Source organism: Bacillus cereus group sp. MYBK101-2 (genome assembly GCF_051918845.1).
Classification (GTDB): Bacteria; Bacillota; Bacilli; order Bacillales; family Bacillaceae_G; genus Bacillus_A; species Bacillus_A paranthracis.
Genome location: NZ_JBQAIE010000001.1, coordinates 602207 through 619530, shown reverse-complemented (window position 1 = coordinate 619530; position 17324 = coordinate 602207). Strand labels below are relative to the sequence as shown.

The following is a 17324-nucleotide window of genomic DNA, read 5'->3' as shown; positions in this document are numbered from 1 at the left end:
AAAGCTCCGCAAGAGGTGTTTTTTGTTGTAAAATAAAAGGAAAGGGTTGAACGTTTCGTTGTTTTTCTATGATGGAATGTGTTGCGAAAAGGAATAAATAAACGATAAACATATTTTTTTGTGATTTTATCGGAAAGTAACAAACTTTAAAAGGGAATTTTCACACAATTGTCGAACAATTCATGTAGCCTAGAAGGATACACATGTCGGAGAATCGATTCGGTAAGGGAGGAAAAGCTGTGGAGAAAATTAAAGTATGTCTTGTGGATGATAATAAAGAATTAGTATCAATGCTAGAGAGTTATGTAGCTGCTCAAGAGGATATGGAAGTAATTGGTACTGCTTATAATGGTCAAGAGTGTTTAAATTTATTAAAAGATAAGCAGCCGGATGTACTTGTATTAGATATTATTATGCCACATTTAGATGGGTTAGCTGTACTAGAGAAAATGCGCCATATTGAAAGGTTAAGACAGCCTAGCGTAATTATGTTGACAGCGTTTGGACAAGAAGATGTGACGAAAAAAGCAGTTGACTTAGGTGCGTCATATTTCATATTAAAACCATTTGATATGGAGAATTTAACGAGTCATATTCGTCAAGTGAGCGGTAAAGCGAACGCTACTATTAAACGTCCACTGCCATCTTTCCGATCAGCAACAACAGTAGATGGAAAACCGAAAAACTTAGATGCAAGCATTACGAGTATCATTCATGAAATTGGTGTGCCTGCTCATATTAAAGGGTACATGTACTTAAGGGAAGCAATTTCTATGGTGTACAATGACATCGAATTACTTGGATCTATTACGAAAGTATTGTATCCAGATATCGCGAAGAAATATAATACAACAGCAAGCCGTGTCGAGCGTGCAATCCGTCACGCAATTGAAGTAGCATGGAGTCGTGGGAATATCGATTCTATTTCGTCCTTATTCGGTTATACAGTATCTATGTCAAAAGCAAAACCTACGAACTCTGAGTTCATCGCAATGGTTGCGGATAAGCTGAGACTTGAACATAAGGCTAGCTAATCGTTGTTGTATCAAGGTGTTAAGCGTATTTCATAACAAAATTTAATAACCAACGAATTGCGTATGTAGGCAATAAAGTACATAGGTAATTGGCGGTTAATTTAAAAACCTCTTAATTATTGGGATTTTAATTCCAAGAATTAGGAGGTTTTTTGTTGATAGAAAGCACACAATTATCATATTGAGATTTAGGTGATTTATCTCGCATTAATGGACGGTAAGACTCCTGTCTTGAAAATTGGCGGGAGATCAACTGCCTGTAACCGCCCAATTGGTTCGAATAATAATTAATGGGGACGAACAAAATCGACTGATTAAAGTTTTAGTTTATATTATATAAATCACTCCGAAAGAGTAAGATGGATGCTTGATTCTGCAAAGAAGAAGTTAAGTGGAGGTATATTTTTGATAGGATTTCCGTGTTTATTTGTTTTAAATAGCAGACAGCTTCGTTTCAACTTCTTTAAAAGGTGGGATTAAAATTTTTTCGGGTCATAAATTCCGAATATTTAGTACAGTGAAATAGCTCCACATGATATAATTCTTGTGTGAAATATTGTATGGAGAAGGGGTAGCGTGACGCAAATAAAGGTTACGCCAGAACGGCTAGAACAGTCAGCAAAGCTTGTTCTTGAAACTAAAAATAGGTTAGAACAGATACATAAAGATTTATATAACCAAACGGAATACGTAGCTGCAATGTGGAACGGTGCAACGAGTCAAAGGGTTTATCAGATGTTTAATGAAACAAAACCTCAAATGTTTAATGTGTTTCGGGAATTTGATAAGATTGCAGAAGAACTAATGCACGCTGCTGAAAAGTTTCGTAATGCTGATGAACGTTATGATGGTAATTTAGTTGATGGGAATTTATCAGATGAAAAGGTAGAAGAAGGGGCAATGTGCGGCAAACCCTCTGAAAAATCTATGCTTAGAAAAATTTGGGACGGTATATACGTTGGTTCTGGGCAAGTTATTGGGGGGATTGTAGAAGGATTTGATTCACTAGACGATACAGTAACAAAAGAAAATATTAAGTATGCTATAGGTCACCCCATAGAGACAACCTTTACTGCTTGGAATGCTGTTTCGGATTCATTTATGAATGATTTTTGGCATGGTGATGCGGAAAGTCGTACAAAATGGGGAACAAGTATTTTTATGGGACTTGGATTGGGATAGCTTGGGGATAAAGGAATAAGTAAAGTAACTACACTTTCAAAAGGTACCAATCTAACAAAATTCTCAGAAGGTATCTCGTCCGTTTCGAATCAATTACCATTAAAAGAACGATTTGCATTTGCAGGTACTAGTGGCTTTGGTAGCAATCAGATAAAAACTTTTGAAGCTTTACAAGAAGCCCGTGATATATTTATGTTTTCTGAAACTGGTGGAAGAAGTAGAGTTAAAGGTGTACAAGAAGTAATAAAAGATTATGCGGATAAAGTTCTTGATAGAGTTGAAGTGAAAAATGAGTATCCTGATTCGTATACAGCATCTAAAATATTACGTGAAGAACTTAAGGATGCAGGGATTGAACCACCCCCATATTCTAATGCAGCACATCACTTGGTTCCTTGGAAGGATAACAAAGTTATTGAAGCACAAGAATTATTAGAAGAGTTTGGAATCCACCATGACTCTGCTGCTAATGGGGTATTTTTACCATATAAAGTGAATGATTATGTAACTACTGAAGCATTACATATCGGTAGTCATTCAGCAGAATATGCAGATGAAGTGGCTAGAGTGTTAAAAGAAGTTAAAGTATACGGTGGTACTCAAGCTGATGCTATTGCAGCCCTACATGACATAAGGATACGTTTATTAGAGGGGAGTTTAAAATTAAATAAATCGAAATAATTTGTAAATATATTAAATCTCGAAGGAGAATAAAAAATGAAAATTTGGGAATTGAGAAGTTCGTTTGATGATTACCAGTCTTTCCAGCTATTGAAATATAAAGAGGATAAAAAATATTTTGAAGGGAAGTTCAACTCCACTGCAATTTTACTAGATTCATGGGGAGAAATATTTATTGAATGTATAGAAGGAGATAAACCTAGCGACTGTCCGCATTTTTGGGGGGAAACTGGTTCAATAATGATTAGTGAACAAGCAAAAAAATTATTAGAACCTTTAATAGGTGCTGATGTTGAGTTTCTTCCACTTGTTCATAATAAAACAAATGAAGTATATTATGTAGTCCATGTTTTAAATGTACTAGATGCAATTGATAGTAATAAAGCAATCTTTAAAAAATTAATCACAGGTTTAGTAATAGGATGTGAAAAATTCGCATTTATTCCTAACATTGTTCACAATGAAATGATTTTTAAAGTATATATAAATCAAAGAATCCATCCTACTTCCGTTTTTGTATCAGATGAATTTAGAAATGCAGTGTTAGAAAGTGATTTAAAAGGTTTTGAATTTATAGAGGTATGGGATTCAGAAACGGACATGTAAAAAAAGTCCTAAAATAACTGATAGGAGTTAGTAACATAGATGCAAAGGTTTCAGAAATTCTAAGAATGTTAAACAATTATGAGGGAAATGAAAAAGAAATTTTTGAACAGATTCAAGCTGAAGCAATGGTGAAATTTATATGTGGAAAAATCTGATTTTAGAAATTGAAGATATACTGAAAAGTGTTAACTTTAATCTGAACACACCAGCAACAGATACTGAAGTTCATAGATTAAGAGAACGTGTGAAAGAGAAATTTAATGTTGATTTACCGAGTGAATTTGAGGAGTTTATTAAAAACGTAAATGGTTTAGATTTTGGTGGACTAGTTATTTATGGAGTTGACCCTTCTTTACTAGAAACAGAAAGAAACGAACCGATTTGTGGATTTATAGACACGAATAAGATTTGGTATGAAAATGAATTTCAAAAAGAGTATCTTTTCTTTGGAGATTCAAGTATTGCTTGGTTTTGTAAAAACTTATCTGATGGTACTTGCTTAGAACTTGATAAACCATCTGGCACAGTGATGAAAACATATAATGATTTCAATACAATGCTTGAAGAAGCATTGAAAACAGCCCTTCTGTAATAAGGAGGTAGTAAAAATTATGTTTAACTTTTTGAAAAAACATATTGTAGCAGACGAAAGTATTAAATCTAATCAAACCCCTATTTTTTACCTTTTGCCAAAAGAAGAGATAGAGGAAGCAGAAGATTTATTAAAAATGAAATTCCCTAAAGAATTGAAAGTTTTTTATAAAGAAATTGGTTATGGTTTTTTAGAGGCATCAAGTAAGTTCTTTTTTAACAGATTTATGGACCCATTTTCTGTTGCGGATTTTCGTTTGAGACAAGATATCTATGAATATGACCCTAATATAGATGGTGTAGATGATGAAGAATCATTGGTGTTTTTTGAAGTAACAGAACTTAGCTTTTTAACAATTAAATTTAAGCAGGAAAATGAATTAGGTCAATGTCCAATTTACTCTGAGGACGTAAAAATAGCGGATTCTTTAGAGGAGTTTTTAATTAAAATGGATGAAAATCCTGACTACTATATTTAATAGATATCAAGTCTATTTTTGTAGAGTGGTGCATTATTGGTTCATCCTTTTAAGAATTGTTTTCTAGCTTATGTAATTGCGAAGACGAATAATAATTACTTATGAATAACAAAAGTAAGACTTATGTGAATTACGCATAAGTCTTTTTAATATATATAGCCTACAAGTTAAGGGGGGGTTATTGTTTTTATAGTAATTAATATGTACTATATGAAGTGTAAGGCACCATTAGTATGAGTGCTAAATGACAGAACAAGGGAAGGGGATTGCGGTTGGCACTGTTCAAACGCACTAACTTAGATAAAACAGAACTGTTGTTACTATATATTATGAAAGAATTAGAAGCGGATAAAGCACCAGTAAAGTTATCTTATAACCAGTTACAAGACTATTTAAGGGCTAAACGTAATACAACATCAAAGGCAATAAAAGAACTAAAAGAACCGGGGCTATTGTTGGTTACAGTAGGACAGGGGAAAGCTTCAAATACGTACCAACTTAGACTATAGGAATAAGGATATAGTCGTAAATCAAGAAGCTGAATAGAGGGTAACGTGAAACAGTACGTGGATATCATTGAATTCTATTGACGTTTGCCCCTGTGAATATGTATTATATTCTTATACACATTAGTAATGTAATGTTACCAATGAATTAAGAAAAACGAAACCAATAAAGGGCGTGAAATTTAACGTATTTATTGGACGAAAAGAAAATGTTAGAAACGTATATATATCAACGTTTAAAGCTTTCGGTTATACAGTATCTATGTCAAAAGCAAAACCTACGAACTCAGAGTTCATCGCAATGGTTGCGGATAAGCTGAGACTTGAACATAAGGCTAGCTGAGAATAGAAGAAGTAAGGGATTTAAGTTTTAATAAAGCTTAATAATTCTTGAAATGTATACTCGATAGTAAATTTAAAACCAATGAACTTTTTAATTAATGACCAATGAATGTTAGAATTCGTTGGTCTTTTTATTGTACATGTTCGAAGTGAAGGTTAAATTGAATCATGGTATATCCAATGAGGGATTTTAGCAAGCAAGTCATCCGTGATATAATAGAAAATAATAAAAAGTCCTGTGAAACAGGACTGTATTATTCTTCGTCTTTATTTTGTTTTTCTAATTCAACTAACTTTTGAATTAAAATGTGCTGCGGCATATGCATAAGTTGTTCAAGTGGAACACCTAGTGCTTTTGATAGGCGGACTGCAGTGTCTGGAGAAATTTGTAATGGTCTCATAGAAGTACCTCCTTTTTCGTATAGTATAGCATAAGATTGGGGGAGTGAGGATGACTCTTATATTTGCACATCGTGGTGCAGCGGGAACATACCCAGAAAATACGATGATTTCATTTGAAGCAGCTGAATCTTTTAAGGCAAATGGAATTGAGCTTGATGTTCAATTAACGAAAGACGGAAAGGTTGTCGTCATTCATGATGAAACAGTGGACCGGACAACGAATGGAAAAGGTGCGGTTCGAAATTATTTATATGAGGATTTATGTAAATTAGATGCGAGCTATAAATTTGGTGATAAAGTAGGATTTTGTAAAATACCTCTTTTAGAAGAGGTGTTACAATGGATTGAAAAAACAGAGTTGCTACTTAATATTGAACTTAAAAACAATAAAATTCCATACAGAGGTTTAGAAGAAGAAGTTATAACGCTTGTACGGAAATTTAATTTAGAAGATCGTGTTATATTTTCTTCATTTAATCACTACAGTATGAAAAGGTGTCATATGATGGCTCCTGATATTCAAACAGCGATTTTATATCGCGAAGGCCTGCATAGCCCGTGGGCATATGCAAAAAAGATGGGAGCTACTGCGGTGCATCCGAATTATCGTTACCTTCAAGATGCCATTGCTGAATTAACGATGGAAAGTGATGTAGAAGTTCGGCCCTATACAATTAATGAAGAAACACTTATGCGTAAATATTTTGATATGAACATATCGGCGATTATTACTGATTATCCTGAAACGGCAAGAACGTTATTGCAAATAAAAAAATGAGACCGCTTGTAACGGTCTCATTTTTTTATTTGTAAATAGTAGAGATTTCCTATCCTATCTTCGAAAGCGAGCTTGTACTTTATTTCGTTTACGATCTCGGTGTAAGACGAAACCACCAAAGATATAAAATCCGAGCGCGAAGCAGAGAGCCCCGATTAAAAATTGTAACCATAGTATAGAGAGTGGAGGAAATAAAATCCCGAATACGGTATCTCTCATTAACTTAATGCCAAACACAGCTAATGAAATAGGGATGAGTGCTAATAATAGAGCAAGGTAACGCTGCATATAAACGCTCCTTTTCAGATTATTTTGTTTATTTTAATGATGTTATATGAAAAGGGGGTTTGTCAAGAGGGGGCTGAACGAGTAAGATAAGGGTGTGAAAAATTTTGCAGAGATACTCCGAGAGGAAGTGTAATATATGAAACAAAAAGTTTTAATTGTTGGTGCAGGTGAAGGTGGTAGTACACTGCTGCGTCTGTTACAGAGTTCGAATATATTTCAAATTATAGGGATTATTGATATAAATCCGATAGCAAAAGGGTTACAGATGGCAAAGGAATACGGGATTGCAATTGGAGAGAGTGTGACTCCATTTCTTTCTATGCACATTGATGTAATGTTTGATATGACAGGTGACGATGATTTACATAAAGATTTATTAAAGAAAAAGCATAAAGATACTCTTCTTATACCAGGTGATATTGCAAAGATTGTTACGAGATTAGCACATGAGAAGGAAGATTTAATTGGAAAGTTAGAAGAGCAAACGCAGCAAGGTGATTTGATTTTAAATTCTACGCATGACGGTATGATTGTGATTGATCGAGAGGGACAAGTTCGCCTATTTAATAAAAGTGCAGAGCGTATTATCGGGTATAAAAAAGAAGATGCGGTAGGGAAATATATTTTAGAAGTTATTCCGACTAGTAAGTTGCTTCGTATTATACGTACGAAACAAATAGAAGTAAATTATGAATTGACGCTTGAGAATGGAAAGAAAATTATTACAACCCGTATTCCAATATTAAAAGAGGGAGGAGAAGTGCAAGGGGCATTTGCGATTTTTAAAGATATAACAGAGGTTGTAGATCTTGCGGAAGAAGTTACAGATTTAAAGGAGATTCAAACGTTACTTGAGGCGATTATTAACTCGTCTGAGGAAGCTATTTCGGTCGTGGATGAAAAAGGTCGAGGATTAGTAATTAACCCTGCATATACGAAATTAACAGGTTTAACAGAAGAGGACATTATTGGAAAGCCGGCTACAACCGATATTGTAGAAGGTGAAAGTATGCATATGAAAGTTCTTCGAACACGTAGGGCGGTACGAGGAATACATATGAAGATTGGCCAAAAAAAGCGAGACGTAATTGTAAACGTAGCACCGGTCATTGTAGATGGAATATTAAAAGGAAGCGTTGGTGTAATTCGTGATGTATCAGAAATTCAAAAGTTAACAAATGAATTGAATCGAGCGAGGCAAATTATTCGAACGTTAGAAGCAAAATATTCATTTGATGACATTGTCGGAAATTCAGATGAAACAACGGCTGCTATTGAACAGGCGAAACTGGGGGCGAATACACCAGCAACAGTGTTGTTACGCGGGGAGTCGGGGACAGGTAAAGAATTGTTTGCGCATGCTATCCATAATGGAAGTAATCGGAAATATAATAAGTTTGTTCGTGTAAACTGTGCGGCTATTTCGGAGACGTTGTTAGAAAGTGAATTGTTTGGTTATGAGGAAGGGGCGTTTTCTGGCGCGAAAAGAGGGGGAAAACGTGGATTCTTTGAGGAAGCGAATAACGGCAGCATCTTTTTAGATGAAATAGGGGAACTATCTGCAAATACGCAAGCGAAACTCCTTCGCGTTTTGCAAGAGAAAGAAATTGTAAAAGTTGGTGGAACGAAAGCAATTCCTATCAATGTCAGAGTAATTGCAGCGACGCACGTGAATTTAGAAAAAGCCATTCTAGAAGGGAAGTTTAGGGAGGATTTATATTATCGATTAAATAAAATTCCAATTCAAATCCCATCTCTTCGTCAGCGTAAAGGGGATATACCGGCAATCGCAGACAGGTTAATTCAAAAAATTAACCAAGATTATGGCCGAAATATAGAGGGACTCACTAATTCGGCTATTTCATATTTACAATCATATGAATGGCCAGGAAATGTGAGGGAACTTGAAAATATTTTGGGGAGAGCTATAATCTTTATGAATTATAACGAGACCTCTATAGATGTACAACATTTACCGCCATTACATAACGAAGAGCAGGTGGAGTCAAAGCAAGCTCATTTATTACCTGAGTTAGAAGAAAAGCCACTTGAGCATTTAGTGACGGAGTTTGAAGGGAATATCATTCATGAATATTTAGAGAGATTTGGTGGAAATAAAACACAAACAGCCAGAGCGTTAGGGATTTCGGTTCGAAATTTATATTACAAGCTAGAAAAATATGAGTGTGCAAAAAATAGCATGCAATAAATTGCGTACCATGCAATTTATTGCATGGTATACAAAAAGTGACAAAATAAGACAGAATCTTTTGTTATTTTCCAAAGTATTGATTTTACTGTGTTTTGAATGCGTTTTCATTATTGGTAAGACCACTTTAAAAAGTTGGCACGGTATTTGCTTAATAAAAAGACGAGGGACGACGGAAAGGGTTGATTACAAAATATGAAGTTAGAACACTTAATTGATCAAGCGGCAGGCCAGCCTAAAAAAACTGTGGCTGTAGCAGTAGCTGAAGATCATGAAGTAATTGAAGCTGTAGCGAAAGCAATTACATTACAGCTAGCTCAATTTCGTCTATATGGAAATCAAGAAAAAATAATGGGGATGCTACAAGAACATAGTTTACAAACTTCAGAACATATTGAAGTGATTGCAACACAGTCAAGTGCTGAGGCTGCAGAACTTTCTGTTAAAGCTGTAAGAAATGGCGAAGCAGATGTGCTTATGAAGGGGAACATCCCAACAGCAAATATTTTGAAAGCTGTATTAAATAAAGAGTGGGGACTTCGTAAAGGTAGCGTACTTTCACACGTTGCAGCATTTGAAGTTCCAAACTACAATCGTCTCATTTTTGTTACAGATGCAGCAATGAACATTGCACCTGATGTAACACAAAAAGCTGCTATTATACAAAATACTGTAGAAGTTGCCCGGGCAATAGGAATTGATTTGCCGAAGGTAGCCCCAATTGCAGCGGTAGAGGTTGTGAATCCTGCGATGCAAGCGACAATTGATGCAGCGATGTTAACTCAAATGAATCGCCGCGGGCAAATTAAAAATTGTGTCGTTGATGGACCACTTGCTTTAGATAATGCAGTATCACAAATTGCAGCAGAACATAAAGGCATAGTAAGTGACGTAGCAGGTAAGGCAGACATTTTACTCGTCCCAACAATTGAAGCTGGAAATGTGCTATATAAATCACTCGTATACTTTGCGGATGCAAAAGTAGGAGCAATGATTGCTGGCGCAAAAGCACCGATTGTTTTAACATCTCGTGCTGATTCAGCAGAAACAAAAGTATATTCATTAGCATTGGCAGTTGCCACTGCTTCAAAATAAACCAAATAGGGTAAAACATTAGGGGGAAACGACAATGGCATTAGAAATCTTCGAATACTTAGAAAAATATGATTATGAGCAAGTAGTATTTTGTCAAGATAAAGAATCAGGTTTAAAAGCAATCATTGCAATTCATGATACAACACTTGGACCTGCTCTTGGTGGAACAAGAATGTGGACATATGATTCTGAAGAAGCGGCGATTGAAGATGCATTGCGTCTTGCAAAAGGGATGACATATAAAAACGCAGCAGCTGGTTTAAACTTAGGTGGTGCGAAAACAGTAATTATCGGTGATCCACGTAAAGATAAGAGCGAAGCAATGTTCCGTGCATTAGGTCGTTATATTCAAGGACTAAACGGACGTTACATTACAGCTGAAGATGTTGGTACAACAGTAGATGATATGGATATTATCCACGAAGAAACTGACTTTGTAACAGGTATTTCACCATCATTCGGTTCTTCTGGTAACCCATCTCCAGTAACTGCATACGGTGTTTATCGTGGTATGAAAGCTGCTGCGAAAGAGGCTTTCGGTACTGATAATTTAGAAGGAAAAGTAATTGCTGTTCAAGGTGTTGGTAACGTAGCATATCACCTATGCAAACATTTACACGCTGAAGGTGCAAAACTAATCGTTACAGATATTAATAAAGAAGCTGTACAACGTGCAGTAGAAGAATTCGGTGCAACAGCAGTTGAGCCAAATGAAATTTACGGTGTTGAATGTGATATTTACGCACCATGTGCATTAGGCGCAACAGTTAATGACGAAACTATTCCACAACTTAAAGCAAAAGTAATTGCAGGTTCTGCAAATAACCAATTAAAAGAAGATCGTCACGGCGACATCATTCATGAAATGGGTATTGTATACGCACCAGACTATGTAATTAATGCAGGTGGCGTAATTAACGTAGCAGACGAGTTATATGGATACAATAGAGAACGTGCATTAAAACGCGTAGAATCAATTTATGACACAATTGCAAAAGTAATCGAAATTTCAAAACGCGATGGCATTGCAACTTATGTAGCAGCTGATCGTCTAGCTGAAGAGCGCATTGCAAGCTTGAAAAACTCTCGTAGCACATACTTACGCAACGGTCACGACATTATTAGCCGTCGCTAATCATTCATATATTACTTTTACAAAAGGTGTGGTTACCTCTTATGAGGTTTCCACCTCCTTTTGAATTTATTAGTGGAGGTAGCAACAGTGTCTGTAAATCGAATTCTTGTTATTAATCCGGGTAGTACATCCACAAAAATTGGTGTTTTTGATAATGAAAGACCCGTTTTAGAAGAAACTATTCGTCATGACGAAGAACAGATTGGAAAATATAAGCGAATTATCGACCAATATGAGTTTCGTAAAGAAACGATCTTAGAAGTTCTACATTCTCACGGTATTAACATTTCAAAATTAAACGCAGTTTGTGGCCGTGGGGGATTACTTCGTCCAATCGAAGGCGGAACATACACAGTAAACGATGCGATGTTAGAAGATTTAAAAAATGGTTTTAGCGGTCATCACGCTTCAAACCTTGGGGGCATTTTAGCATATGAAATAGCTTCTGGATTAAATATTCCGGCATTCATTGTAGACCCTGTCGTTGTAGATGAAATGGAGCCTATTGCTCGTATAAGTGGTATTGCTGGTATGGAACGCAAAAGTATTTTCCATGCATTAAATCAAAAAGCAGTTGCTCGTAAAGTAGCTGAACAGTTAAATCACAAATATGAGGATTTAAATTTATTAGTTACACATATGGGCGGCGGTATTACAGTTGGTGCTCATAAAAAAGGAAGAGTAATCGATGTAAATAACGGTTTAAACGGAGAAGGCCCATTTAGTCCAGAGCGCGCTGGTACAGTACCAGTAGGGCAACTAGTAGAAATGTGTTTCTCTGGTGAGTATTACCGAGATGAAATGATTAAAAAACTTGTCGGACAAGGTGGACTTGTAAGTCTTATCGGTACAAATGATGCGATTAAAGTAGAACAAATGGTTGAAAAAGGTGATCCTGAAGCAACTCTTATTTATAAAGCTATGGCATATCAAGTTGCAAAAGAGATTGGCGGAGCTAGCGCTGTACTTCACGGGAAAATCGATGCAATTGTATTAACTGGTGGACTTGCTTACAGTAAAATCCTTGTTGATGAAATAAAAGAACGAGTAGACTGGATTGCAGATGTTATCGTACATCCAGGAGAAGATGAATTACAAGCATTAGCAGAAGGGGCACTTCGTGTACTACGTGAAGAAGAAGCTCCAAAAGAATATATTGTACGTGAAAAAGAAACGGTAGCTAGGGGTTGAGATAATGGCAAAAGAATATGATTTAGTCATCGTTGGCGGCGGTACTGGTGGATATGTTGCTGCAATTCGTGCATCACAACTAGGGTTAAAAACTGCACTTGTTGAAAAAGAAAATCTTGGTGGTACTTGTTTACACAAAGGATGTATTCCTAGTAAAGCCCTTTTACGTAGTGCGGAAGTATACGCAACTGCTAAAAAAAGCGAAGAGTTCGGAGTTATTGCAAGTAATGTAGAACTAAACTTTGCGAAAGTACAAGAGCGTAAAGAGAAGATTGTAACGCAACTTCATAAAGGTGTTCAGCACTTAATGAAACAAGGTAAAATTGATGTGTTTGAAGGTATTGGCCGTATTCTTGGCCCATCTATTTTCTCTCCGATGCCAGGGACAATTTCAGTTGAACTTGCAAGTGGAGAAGAGAATGAAATGTTAATTCCAAAAAATGTACTTATTGCAACAGGTTCTCGTCCGAATTCATTACCAGGTTTAGAATTAGACGGAGAGTATGTAATGTCTTCCGATCATGCCCTAAAAATGGAAACGCTTCCTAGCTCGATTATTATCGTTGGTGGCGGTGTAATTGGTATTGAGTGGGCATCTATGCTTGCTGACTTCGGTGTAGAAGTTACAGTATTAGAGTATGCGAAAACGATACTACCACTAGAAGACCAAGACGTTTCAAAAGAAATGCAACGTCTATTCAAGAAAAAAGGTATTAAAGTGGTAACTGGTGCAAAAGTATTACCAGAAACATTGGTAAAAGATAATGGAGTAACAATTCAAGCTGAACATAACGGTGAGAATAAAGAATTTAAAGCAGAAAAAATGCTTGTATCTGTAGGACGACAAGCCAATACGCAAAATATTGGTTTAGAGAATACGGATATCGTTGTGGAAAAAGGATACATTCAAACAAATGAGTTTTATCAAACGAAAGAATCTCATATTTACGCAATCGGTGATGTAATCGGTGGCTTACAGCTTGCTCACGTTGCTTCTCATGAAGGAATTGTTGCAGTAGAACATATTGCTGGTAAAGAAGTTACACCAATTGATTATTCTATGGTATCAAAATGCGTATATAGCAGTCCGGAAGTTGCTTCTGTCGGTTTAACAGAACAAGAAGCGAAAGAAAAAGGCTATAAGCTAAAAGTAGGTAAGTTCTCATTCCGTGCAATCGGAAAAGCGCTTGTATACGGCGAATCAGATGGTTTCGTAAAACTTGTAGTTGATGAAAAAACAAATGATATTCTCGGTGTTCATATGATTGGACCGCATGTAACAGATATGATTTCTGAAGCGGGTCTTGCAAGAGTACTTGATGCAACACCTTGGGAAGTAGCACATACAATTCATCCGCATCCATCATTATCTGAGGCGATTGGTGAAGCAGCATTAGCTGTAGATGGAAAAGCGTTACACGCATAAAAATGTGGATTTAGGAGGTTATGAAAAATGGCAGAAGTAAAAGAAAAGCGCCATGAAGAGCTTGGCTTAAGTGATGAGCAAGTATTAGAAATGTTCCGTACGATGTTACTTGCACGTAAAATTGACGAACGTATGTGGTTATTAAACCGTGCTGGTAAAATTCCATTCGTAATTTCTTGCCAAGGACAAGAGGCAGCACAAGTTGGAGCAGCATTTGCTCTTGATAGAGAGAAAGATTATGCATTACCATACTACCGTGATATGGGTGTTGTACTAGCGTTTGGTATGACAGCGAAAGAACTGATGCTATCTGGTTTCGCGAAAGCTGGAGATCCAAACTCTGGTGGTCGTCAAATGCCTGGTCACTTCGGTCAAAAGAAAAATCGTATTGTGACAGGTTCATCTCCAGTAACAACGCAAGTACCACATGCAGTTGGTATTGCATTAGCTGGAAAAATGGAAAAGAAAGATTTAGTAACGTTTGTTACATTCGGTGAAGGTTCTTCCAACCAAGGTGATTTCCATGAAGGTGCAAACTTTGCTGGCGTACACAAGTTACCTGTTATTTTTATGTGTGAAAATAATAAATACGCGATCTCTATTCCAGTTGAAAAACAATTAGCATGTAAAAATGTATCAGACCGTGCAATTGGATACGGTATGCCTGGATATACAGTAGACGGAAACGATCCGCTTGCAGTATATAAAGCTGTAAAAGAAGCAGCAGACCGTGGCCGCCGTGGTGAAGGTCCAACTTTAATTGAAACAGTATCATATCGTTTAACAGCACATTCAAGTGACGATGATGATCGTGTTTATCGTGATAAAGAAGAAGTAGAAGAAGCGAAGAAAAATGATTCAATTGTAACATTTGCTGCTTATTTAAAAGAGGTTGGCGTGTTAACTGAGGAATCTGAAAAACAAATGTTAGACGAAATTATGCATATCGTAAACGAAGCAACAGAATATGCAGAAAATGCTCCGTATGCAGCACCTGAAGATGCATTGAAGCACGTATACGCAGAATAGGGGGGAACGTTTCATGGCTGTAATGTCTTATATTGATGCTATTACATTAGCAATGCGCGAGGAAATGGAACGCGATGAGAAAGTATTCGTTTTAGGTGAAGATGTTGGTAAAAAAGGTGGCGTATTTAAAGCGACACACGGATTATATGATCAATTTGGTGAAGATCGTGCGCTAGATACACCACTTGCAGAATCTGCAATCGCTGGGGTCGCAATTGGTGCAGCAATGTATGGAATGCGTCCAATCGCTGAAATGCAGTTTGCGGATTTCATCATGCCAGCAGTAAACCAAATTGTTTCTGAGGCAGCAAAAATTCGTTACCGTTCTAATAATGATTGGACTTGTCCAATTACAGTTCGTGCGCCATTTGGCGGCGGTGTTCACGGTGCATTGTATCATTCGCAATCTGTAGAAGCGATGTTTGCAAACCAACCTGGTTTAAAAATCGTTATCCCTTCTACACCATATGATGCAAAAGGCTTACTAAAAGCTGCAATTCGTGATGAAGATCCAGTATTATTCTTTGAGCATAAACGTGCATATCGCTTAATTAAAGGTGAAGTGCCAGAAGATGATTACGTATTACCAATCGGAAAAGCAGATGTAAAACGTGAAGGTGATGATATTACTGTTATCACATACGGATTATGTGTTCATTTTGCTCTTCAAGCGGCTGAAAAGTTAGCGCAAGATGGCATCTCTGCACACATTCTTGATTTACGTACTGTATATCCATTAGATAAAGAAGCAATCATTGAAGCAGCTTCTAAAACAGGTAAAGTTCTTCTTGTAACAGAAGACAATAAAGAAGGAAGTATTATGAGTGAAGTGGCAGCAATTATTGCTGAAAACTGTCTGTTTGATTTAGATGCACCAATCGCACGTCTTGCAGGTCCAGACGTTCCAGCAATGCCATATGCACCAACAATGGAAAAATTCTTTATGGTAAATCCAGATAAAGTTGAAAAAGCAATGCGCGAGCTTGCGGAATTTTAATCGGGGGGACTATACATGGCTGTAGAAAATATTACAATGCCTCAGCTCGGGGAGAGCGTTACAGAGGGTACAATTAGTAAATGGCTTGTTAATGTTGGCGATCACGTAAACAAATATGATCCGCTTGCAGAAGTAATGACTGATAAAGTAAACGCTGAAGTACCATCTTCTTTCACTGGTATTGTGAAAGAGTTAATTGCTGCTGAAGGTGATACGTTAGCTGTAGGTGAAGTAGTTTGTGTGATTCAAGTAGAAGGCGCAGATGAAGTAGCAGCAACAGCTGTTGAGGAAAAAACAAAAGAAGAATCAAAGGCAGAAGTAGCTACGCCTGAAAAAGCACCGAAAGCAAAACAACCAACTGATGGAAAACCTCGTTTTTCACCAGCTGTGTTAAAACTTGCGGGTGAGCATAACGTTGATTTAGATCTAGTAGAGGGTACGGGAGCAAACGGCCGTATCACTCGTAAAGATATTTTAAAGCTAGTGGAATCTGGAAATATTCCGCAAGCAGGTGCGGCGAAGAAAGAGGAAACGGTAGCAGCTGTAGTAGAAGCGCGTCCAGAAGCACCAAAAGCAGCGCCAGTAGCGCAAAAAGTAGAATCTGCGAAACCAGTTTCTGTACCAACAATGCCTGGCGATATCGAAATTCCAGTAACAGGTGTGCGTAAAGCAATCGCAGCGAACATGTTACGTAGTAAACACGAAGCGCCACACGCTTGGATGATGATTGAAGTAGATGTGACAAACCTTGTGTCATACCGTAATTCAATTAAAGGTGATTTCAAAAAGCGTGAAGGCTTTAACTTAACGTTCTTTGCTTTCTTCGTAAAAGCAGTAGCACAAGCGTTAAAAGAATACCCTCAAATTAATTCAATGTGGGCTGGCGATAAAATCGTTCAGAAGAAAGATATTAACCTTTCTATCGCTGTTGCAACAGAGGACGAACTATTTGTACCAGTAATTAAACATGCGGACGAGAAGACAATTAAAGGCATCGCTCGTGAAATTACAGAACTTGCAGGAAAAGTACGTACGAAATCGTTAAAAGCGGACGAAATGCAAGGCGGAACATTTACAATTAATAACACAGGATCATTCGGTTCTGTTCAATCTATGGGTATTATTAATTACCCACAAGCGGCTATTTTACAAGTTGAATCAATTGTAAAACGCCCAGTAATTATGGATAATGGCATGTTTGGTGCTCGTGACATGGTTAACTTATGTTTATCACTTGATCACCGTGTACTAGATGGCTTAATTTGTGGTAAGTTCTTAGGACGTGTAAAAGAAATTTTAGAAAATACGTCAGAACATAATACATCTGTATATTAAATAAAAAGCTCGCTTATG

16 protein-coding genes and 2 pseudogenes are annotated in these 17324 nt (G+C 36.8%); 16 read left to right on the top strand and 2 right to left on the bottom strand.

Annotated elements, in window-relative coordinates; translation table 11 throughout:
* Nucleotides 1–239: 239 nt before the first annotated feature.
* The 7 genes and pseudogenes from spo0A to ACTFSI_RS03225 form a co-directional block, all read left to right on the top strand.
* Nucleotides 240–1034, top strand: coding sequence for a sporulation transcription factor Spo0A (gene spo0A / locus ACTFSI_RS03255; RefSeq protein ID WP_014297988.1), 795 nt, complete (start codon nt 240–242; stop codon nt 1032–1034).
* A 576-nt stretch (nt 1035–1610) separates the two neighbouring features.
* Nucleotides 1611–2897 (top strand): annotated as a pseudogene (locus tag ACTFSI_RS03250) (WXG100 family type VII secretion target).
* 36 nt (nt 2898–2933) lie between these two features.
* Nucleotides 2934–3503, top strand: coding sequence for an imm11 family protein (locus ACTFSI_RS03245; protein ID WP_070806819.1), 570 nt, complete (start codon nt 2934–2936; stop codon nt 3501–3503).
* A gap of 139 nt (nt 3504–3642) precedes the next feature.
* Nucleotides 3643–4095, top strand: coding sequence for a YrhA family protein (locus tag ACTFSI_RS03240; RefSeq protein ID WP_000265782.1), 453 nt, complete (start codon nt 3643–3645; stop codon nt 4093–4095).
* Nucleotides 4096–4114: 19 nt separating this feature from the next.
* Complete coding sequence (locus ACTFSI_RS03235; RefSeq protein WP_440045234.1) at nt 4115–4573, top strand: SMI1/KNR4 family protein; 459 nt, start codon at nt 4115–4117, stop codon at nt 4571–4573.
* A 272-nt stretch (nt 4574–4845) separates the two neighbouring features.
* Nucleotides 4846–5082 carry a GntR family transcriptional regulator gene (locus ACTFSI_RS03230; protein ID WP_440045233.1) on the top strand — a complete coding sequence of 79 codons (237 nt, stop codon included), beginning with the start codon at nt 4846–4848 and terminating at the stop codon, nt 5080–5082.
* 241 nt (nt 5083–5323) lie between these two features.
* Nucleotides 5324–5422: pseudogene (locus ACTFSI_RS03225) on the top strand (sporulation initiation factor Spo0A C-terminal domain-containing protein); the annotation flags it as partial.
* A gap of 253 nt (nt 5423–5675) precedes the next feature.
* On the opposite strand, the gene ACTFSI_RS03220 reads toward ACTFSI_RS03225, so the two are convergent.
* Nucleotides 5676–5822 carry a YycC family protein gene (locus ACTFSI_RS03220; RefSeq protein WP_001247671.1) on the bottom strand — a complete coding sequence of 49 codons (147 nt, stop codon included), beginning with the start codon at nt 5820–5822 and terminating at the stop codon, nt 5676–5678.
* Nucleotides 5823–5872: 50 nt separating this feature from the next.
* On the opposite strand from ACTFSI_RS03220, the gene ACTFSI_RS03215 reads away from it, so the two are divergent.
* Nucleotides 5873–6601 (top strand): glycerophosphodiester phosphodiesterase, encoded by a 729-nt coding sequence (locus tag ACTFSI_RS03215; RefSeq protein WP_440045232.1) that lies wholly within the window; start codon nt 5873–5875, stop codon nt 6599–6601.
* Nucleotides 6602–6655: 54 nt separating this feature from the next.
* Here ACTFSI_RS03215 and ACTFSI_RS03210 read toward each other — a convergent pair whose 3' ends face one another.
* Complete coding sequence (locus tag ACTFSI_RS03210; RefSeq protein ID WP_001190187.1) at nt 6656–6889, bottom strand: DUF2627 domain-containing protein; 234 nt, start codon at nt 6887–6889, stop codon at nt 6656–6658.
* Between the two features lie 136 nt (nt 6890–7025).
* On the opposite strand from ACTFSI_RS03210, the gene ACTFSI_RS03205 reads away from it, so the two are divergent.
* From ACTFSI_RS03205 to ACTFSI_RS03170, 8 genes are all read left to right on the top strand, one after another.
* Nucleotides 7026–9098: a sigma-54 interaction domain-containing protein gene (locus ACTFSI_RS03205; RefSeq protein WP_277616087.1), complete on the top strand. Its 2073-nt coding sequence runs from the start codon at nt 7026–7028 to the stop codon at nt 9096–9098.
* A gap of 195 nt (nt 9099–9293) precedes the next feature.
* Nucleotides 9294–10193, top strand: a complete 900-nt coding sequence (gene yqiS / locus ACTFSI_RS03200) for a phosphate butyryltransferase (protein WP_000763079.1) — start codon at nt 9294–9296, stop codon at nt 10191–10193.
* Nucleotides 10194–10227: 34 nt separating this feature from the next.
* Nucleotides 10228–11328: a leucine dehydrogenase gene (locus ACTFSI_RS03195; RefSeq protein WP_001162675.1), complete on the top strand. Its 1101-nt coding sequence runs from the start codon at nt 10228–10230 to the stop codon at nt 11326–11328.
* An 87-nt stretch (nt 11329–11415) separates the two neighbouring features.
* Nucleotides 11416–12519: a butyrate kinase gene (gene buk / locus ACTFSI_RS03190; RefSeq protein ID WP_000115774.1), complete on the top strand. Its 1104-nt coding sequence runs from the start codon at nt 11416–11418 to the stop codon at nt 12517–12519.
* Nucleotides 12520–12523: 4 nt separating this feature from the next.
* On the top strand, nt 12524–13945 hold the full coding sequence (gene lpdA, locus ACTFSI_RS03185) for a dihydrolipoyl dehydrogenase (RefSeq protein WP_440045231.1): 1422 nt from the start codon (nt 12524–12526) through the stop codon (nt 13943–13945).
* Between the two features lie 27 nt (nt 13946–13972).
* Nucleotides 13973–14974, top strand: a complete 1002-nt coding sequence (gene bfmBAA, locus ACTFSI_RS03180; protein WP_000852555.1) for a 3-methyl-2-oxobutanoate dehydrogenase subunit alpha — start codon at nt 13973–13975, stop codon at nt 14972–14974.
* A 13-nt stretch (nt 14975–14987) separates the two neighbouring features.
* Nucleotides 14988–15971: a 3-methyl-2-oxobutanoate dehydrogenase subunit beta gene (gene bfmBAB, locus ACTFSI_RS03175; protein WP_000290076.1), complete on the top strand. Its 984-nt coding sequence runs from the start codon at nt 14988–14990 to the stop codon at nt 15969–15971.
* Nucleotides 15972–15986: 15 nt separating this feature from the next.
* Nucleotides 15987–17306: a dihydrolipoamide acetyltransferase family protein gene (locus ACTFSI_RS03170; RefSeq protein ID WP_000257636.1), complete on the top strand. Its 1320-nt coding sequence runs from the start codon at nt 15987–15989 to the stop codon at nt 17304–17306.
* Nucleotides 17307–17324: the final 18 nt, after the last annotated feature.

Coding starts and splice junctions, on each gene's coding strand:
- ACTFSI_RS03245 (WP_070806819.1), top strand. CDS start 2,934: ATGAAAATTTGGGAATTGAGAAGTTCGTTTGATGATTACCAGTCTTTC.
- ACTFSI_RS03240 (WP_000265782.1), top strand. CDS start 3,643: ATGTGGAAAAATCTGATTTTAGAAATTGAAGATATACTGAAAAGTGTT.
- ACTFSI_RS03235 (WP_440045234.1), top strand. CDS start 4,115: ATGTTTAACTTTTTGAAAAAACATATTGTAGCAGACGAAAGTATTAAA.
- ACTFSI_RS03220 (WP_001247671.1), bottom strand. CDS start 5,822: ATGAGACCATTACAAATTTCTCCAGACACTGCAGTCCGCCTATCAAAA.
- ACTFSI_RS03215 (WP_440045232.1), top strand. CDS start 5,873: ATGACTCTTATATTTGCACATCGTGGTGCAGCGGGAACATACCCAGAA.
- ACTFSI_RS03210 (WP_001190187.1), bottom strand. CDS start 6,889: ATGCAGCGTTACCTTGCTCTATTATTAGCACTCATCCCTATTTCATTA.
- ACTFSI_RS03205 (WP_277616087.1), top strand. CDS start 7,026: ATGAAACAAAAAGTTTTAATTGTTGGTGCAGGTGAAGGTGGTAGTACA.
- yqiS (WP_000763079.1), top strand. CDS start 9,294: ATGAAGTTAGAACACTTAATTGATCAAGCGGCAGGCCAGCCTAAAAAA.
- ACTFSI_RS03195 (WP_001162675.1), top strand. CDS start 10,228: ATGGCATTAGAAATCTTCGAATACTTAGAAAAATATGATTATGAGCAA.
- lpdA (WP_440045231.1), top strand. CDS start 12,524: ATGGCAAAAGAATATGATTTAGTCATCGTTGGCGGCGGTACTGGTGGA.
- bfmBAA (WP_000852555.1), top strand. CDS start 13,973: ATGGCAGAAGTAAAAGAAAAGCGCCATGAAGAGCTTGGCTTAAGTGAT.
- bfmBAB (WP_000290076.1), top strand. CDS start 14,988: ATGGCTGTAATGTCTTATATTGATGCTATTACATTAGCAATGCGCGAG.
- ACTFSI_RS03170 (WP_000257636.1), top strand. CDS start 15,987: ATGGCTGTAGAAAATATTACAATGCCTCAGCTCGGGGAGAGCGTTACA.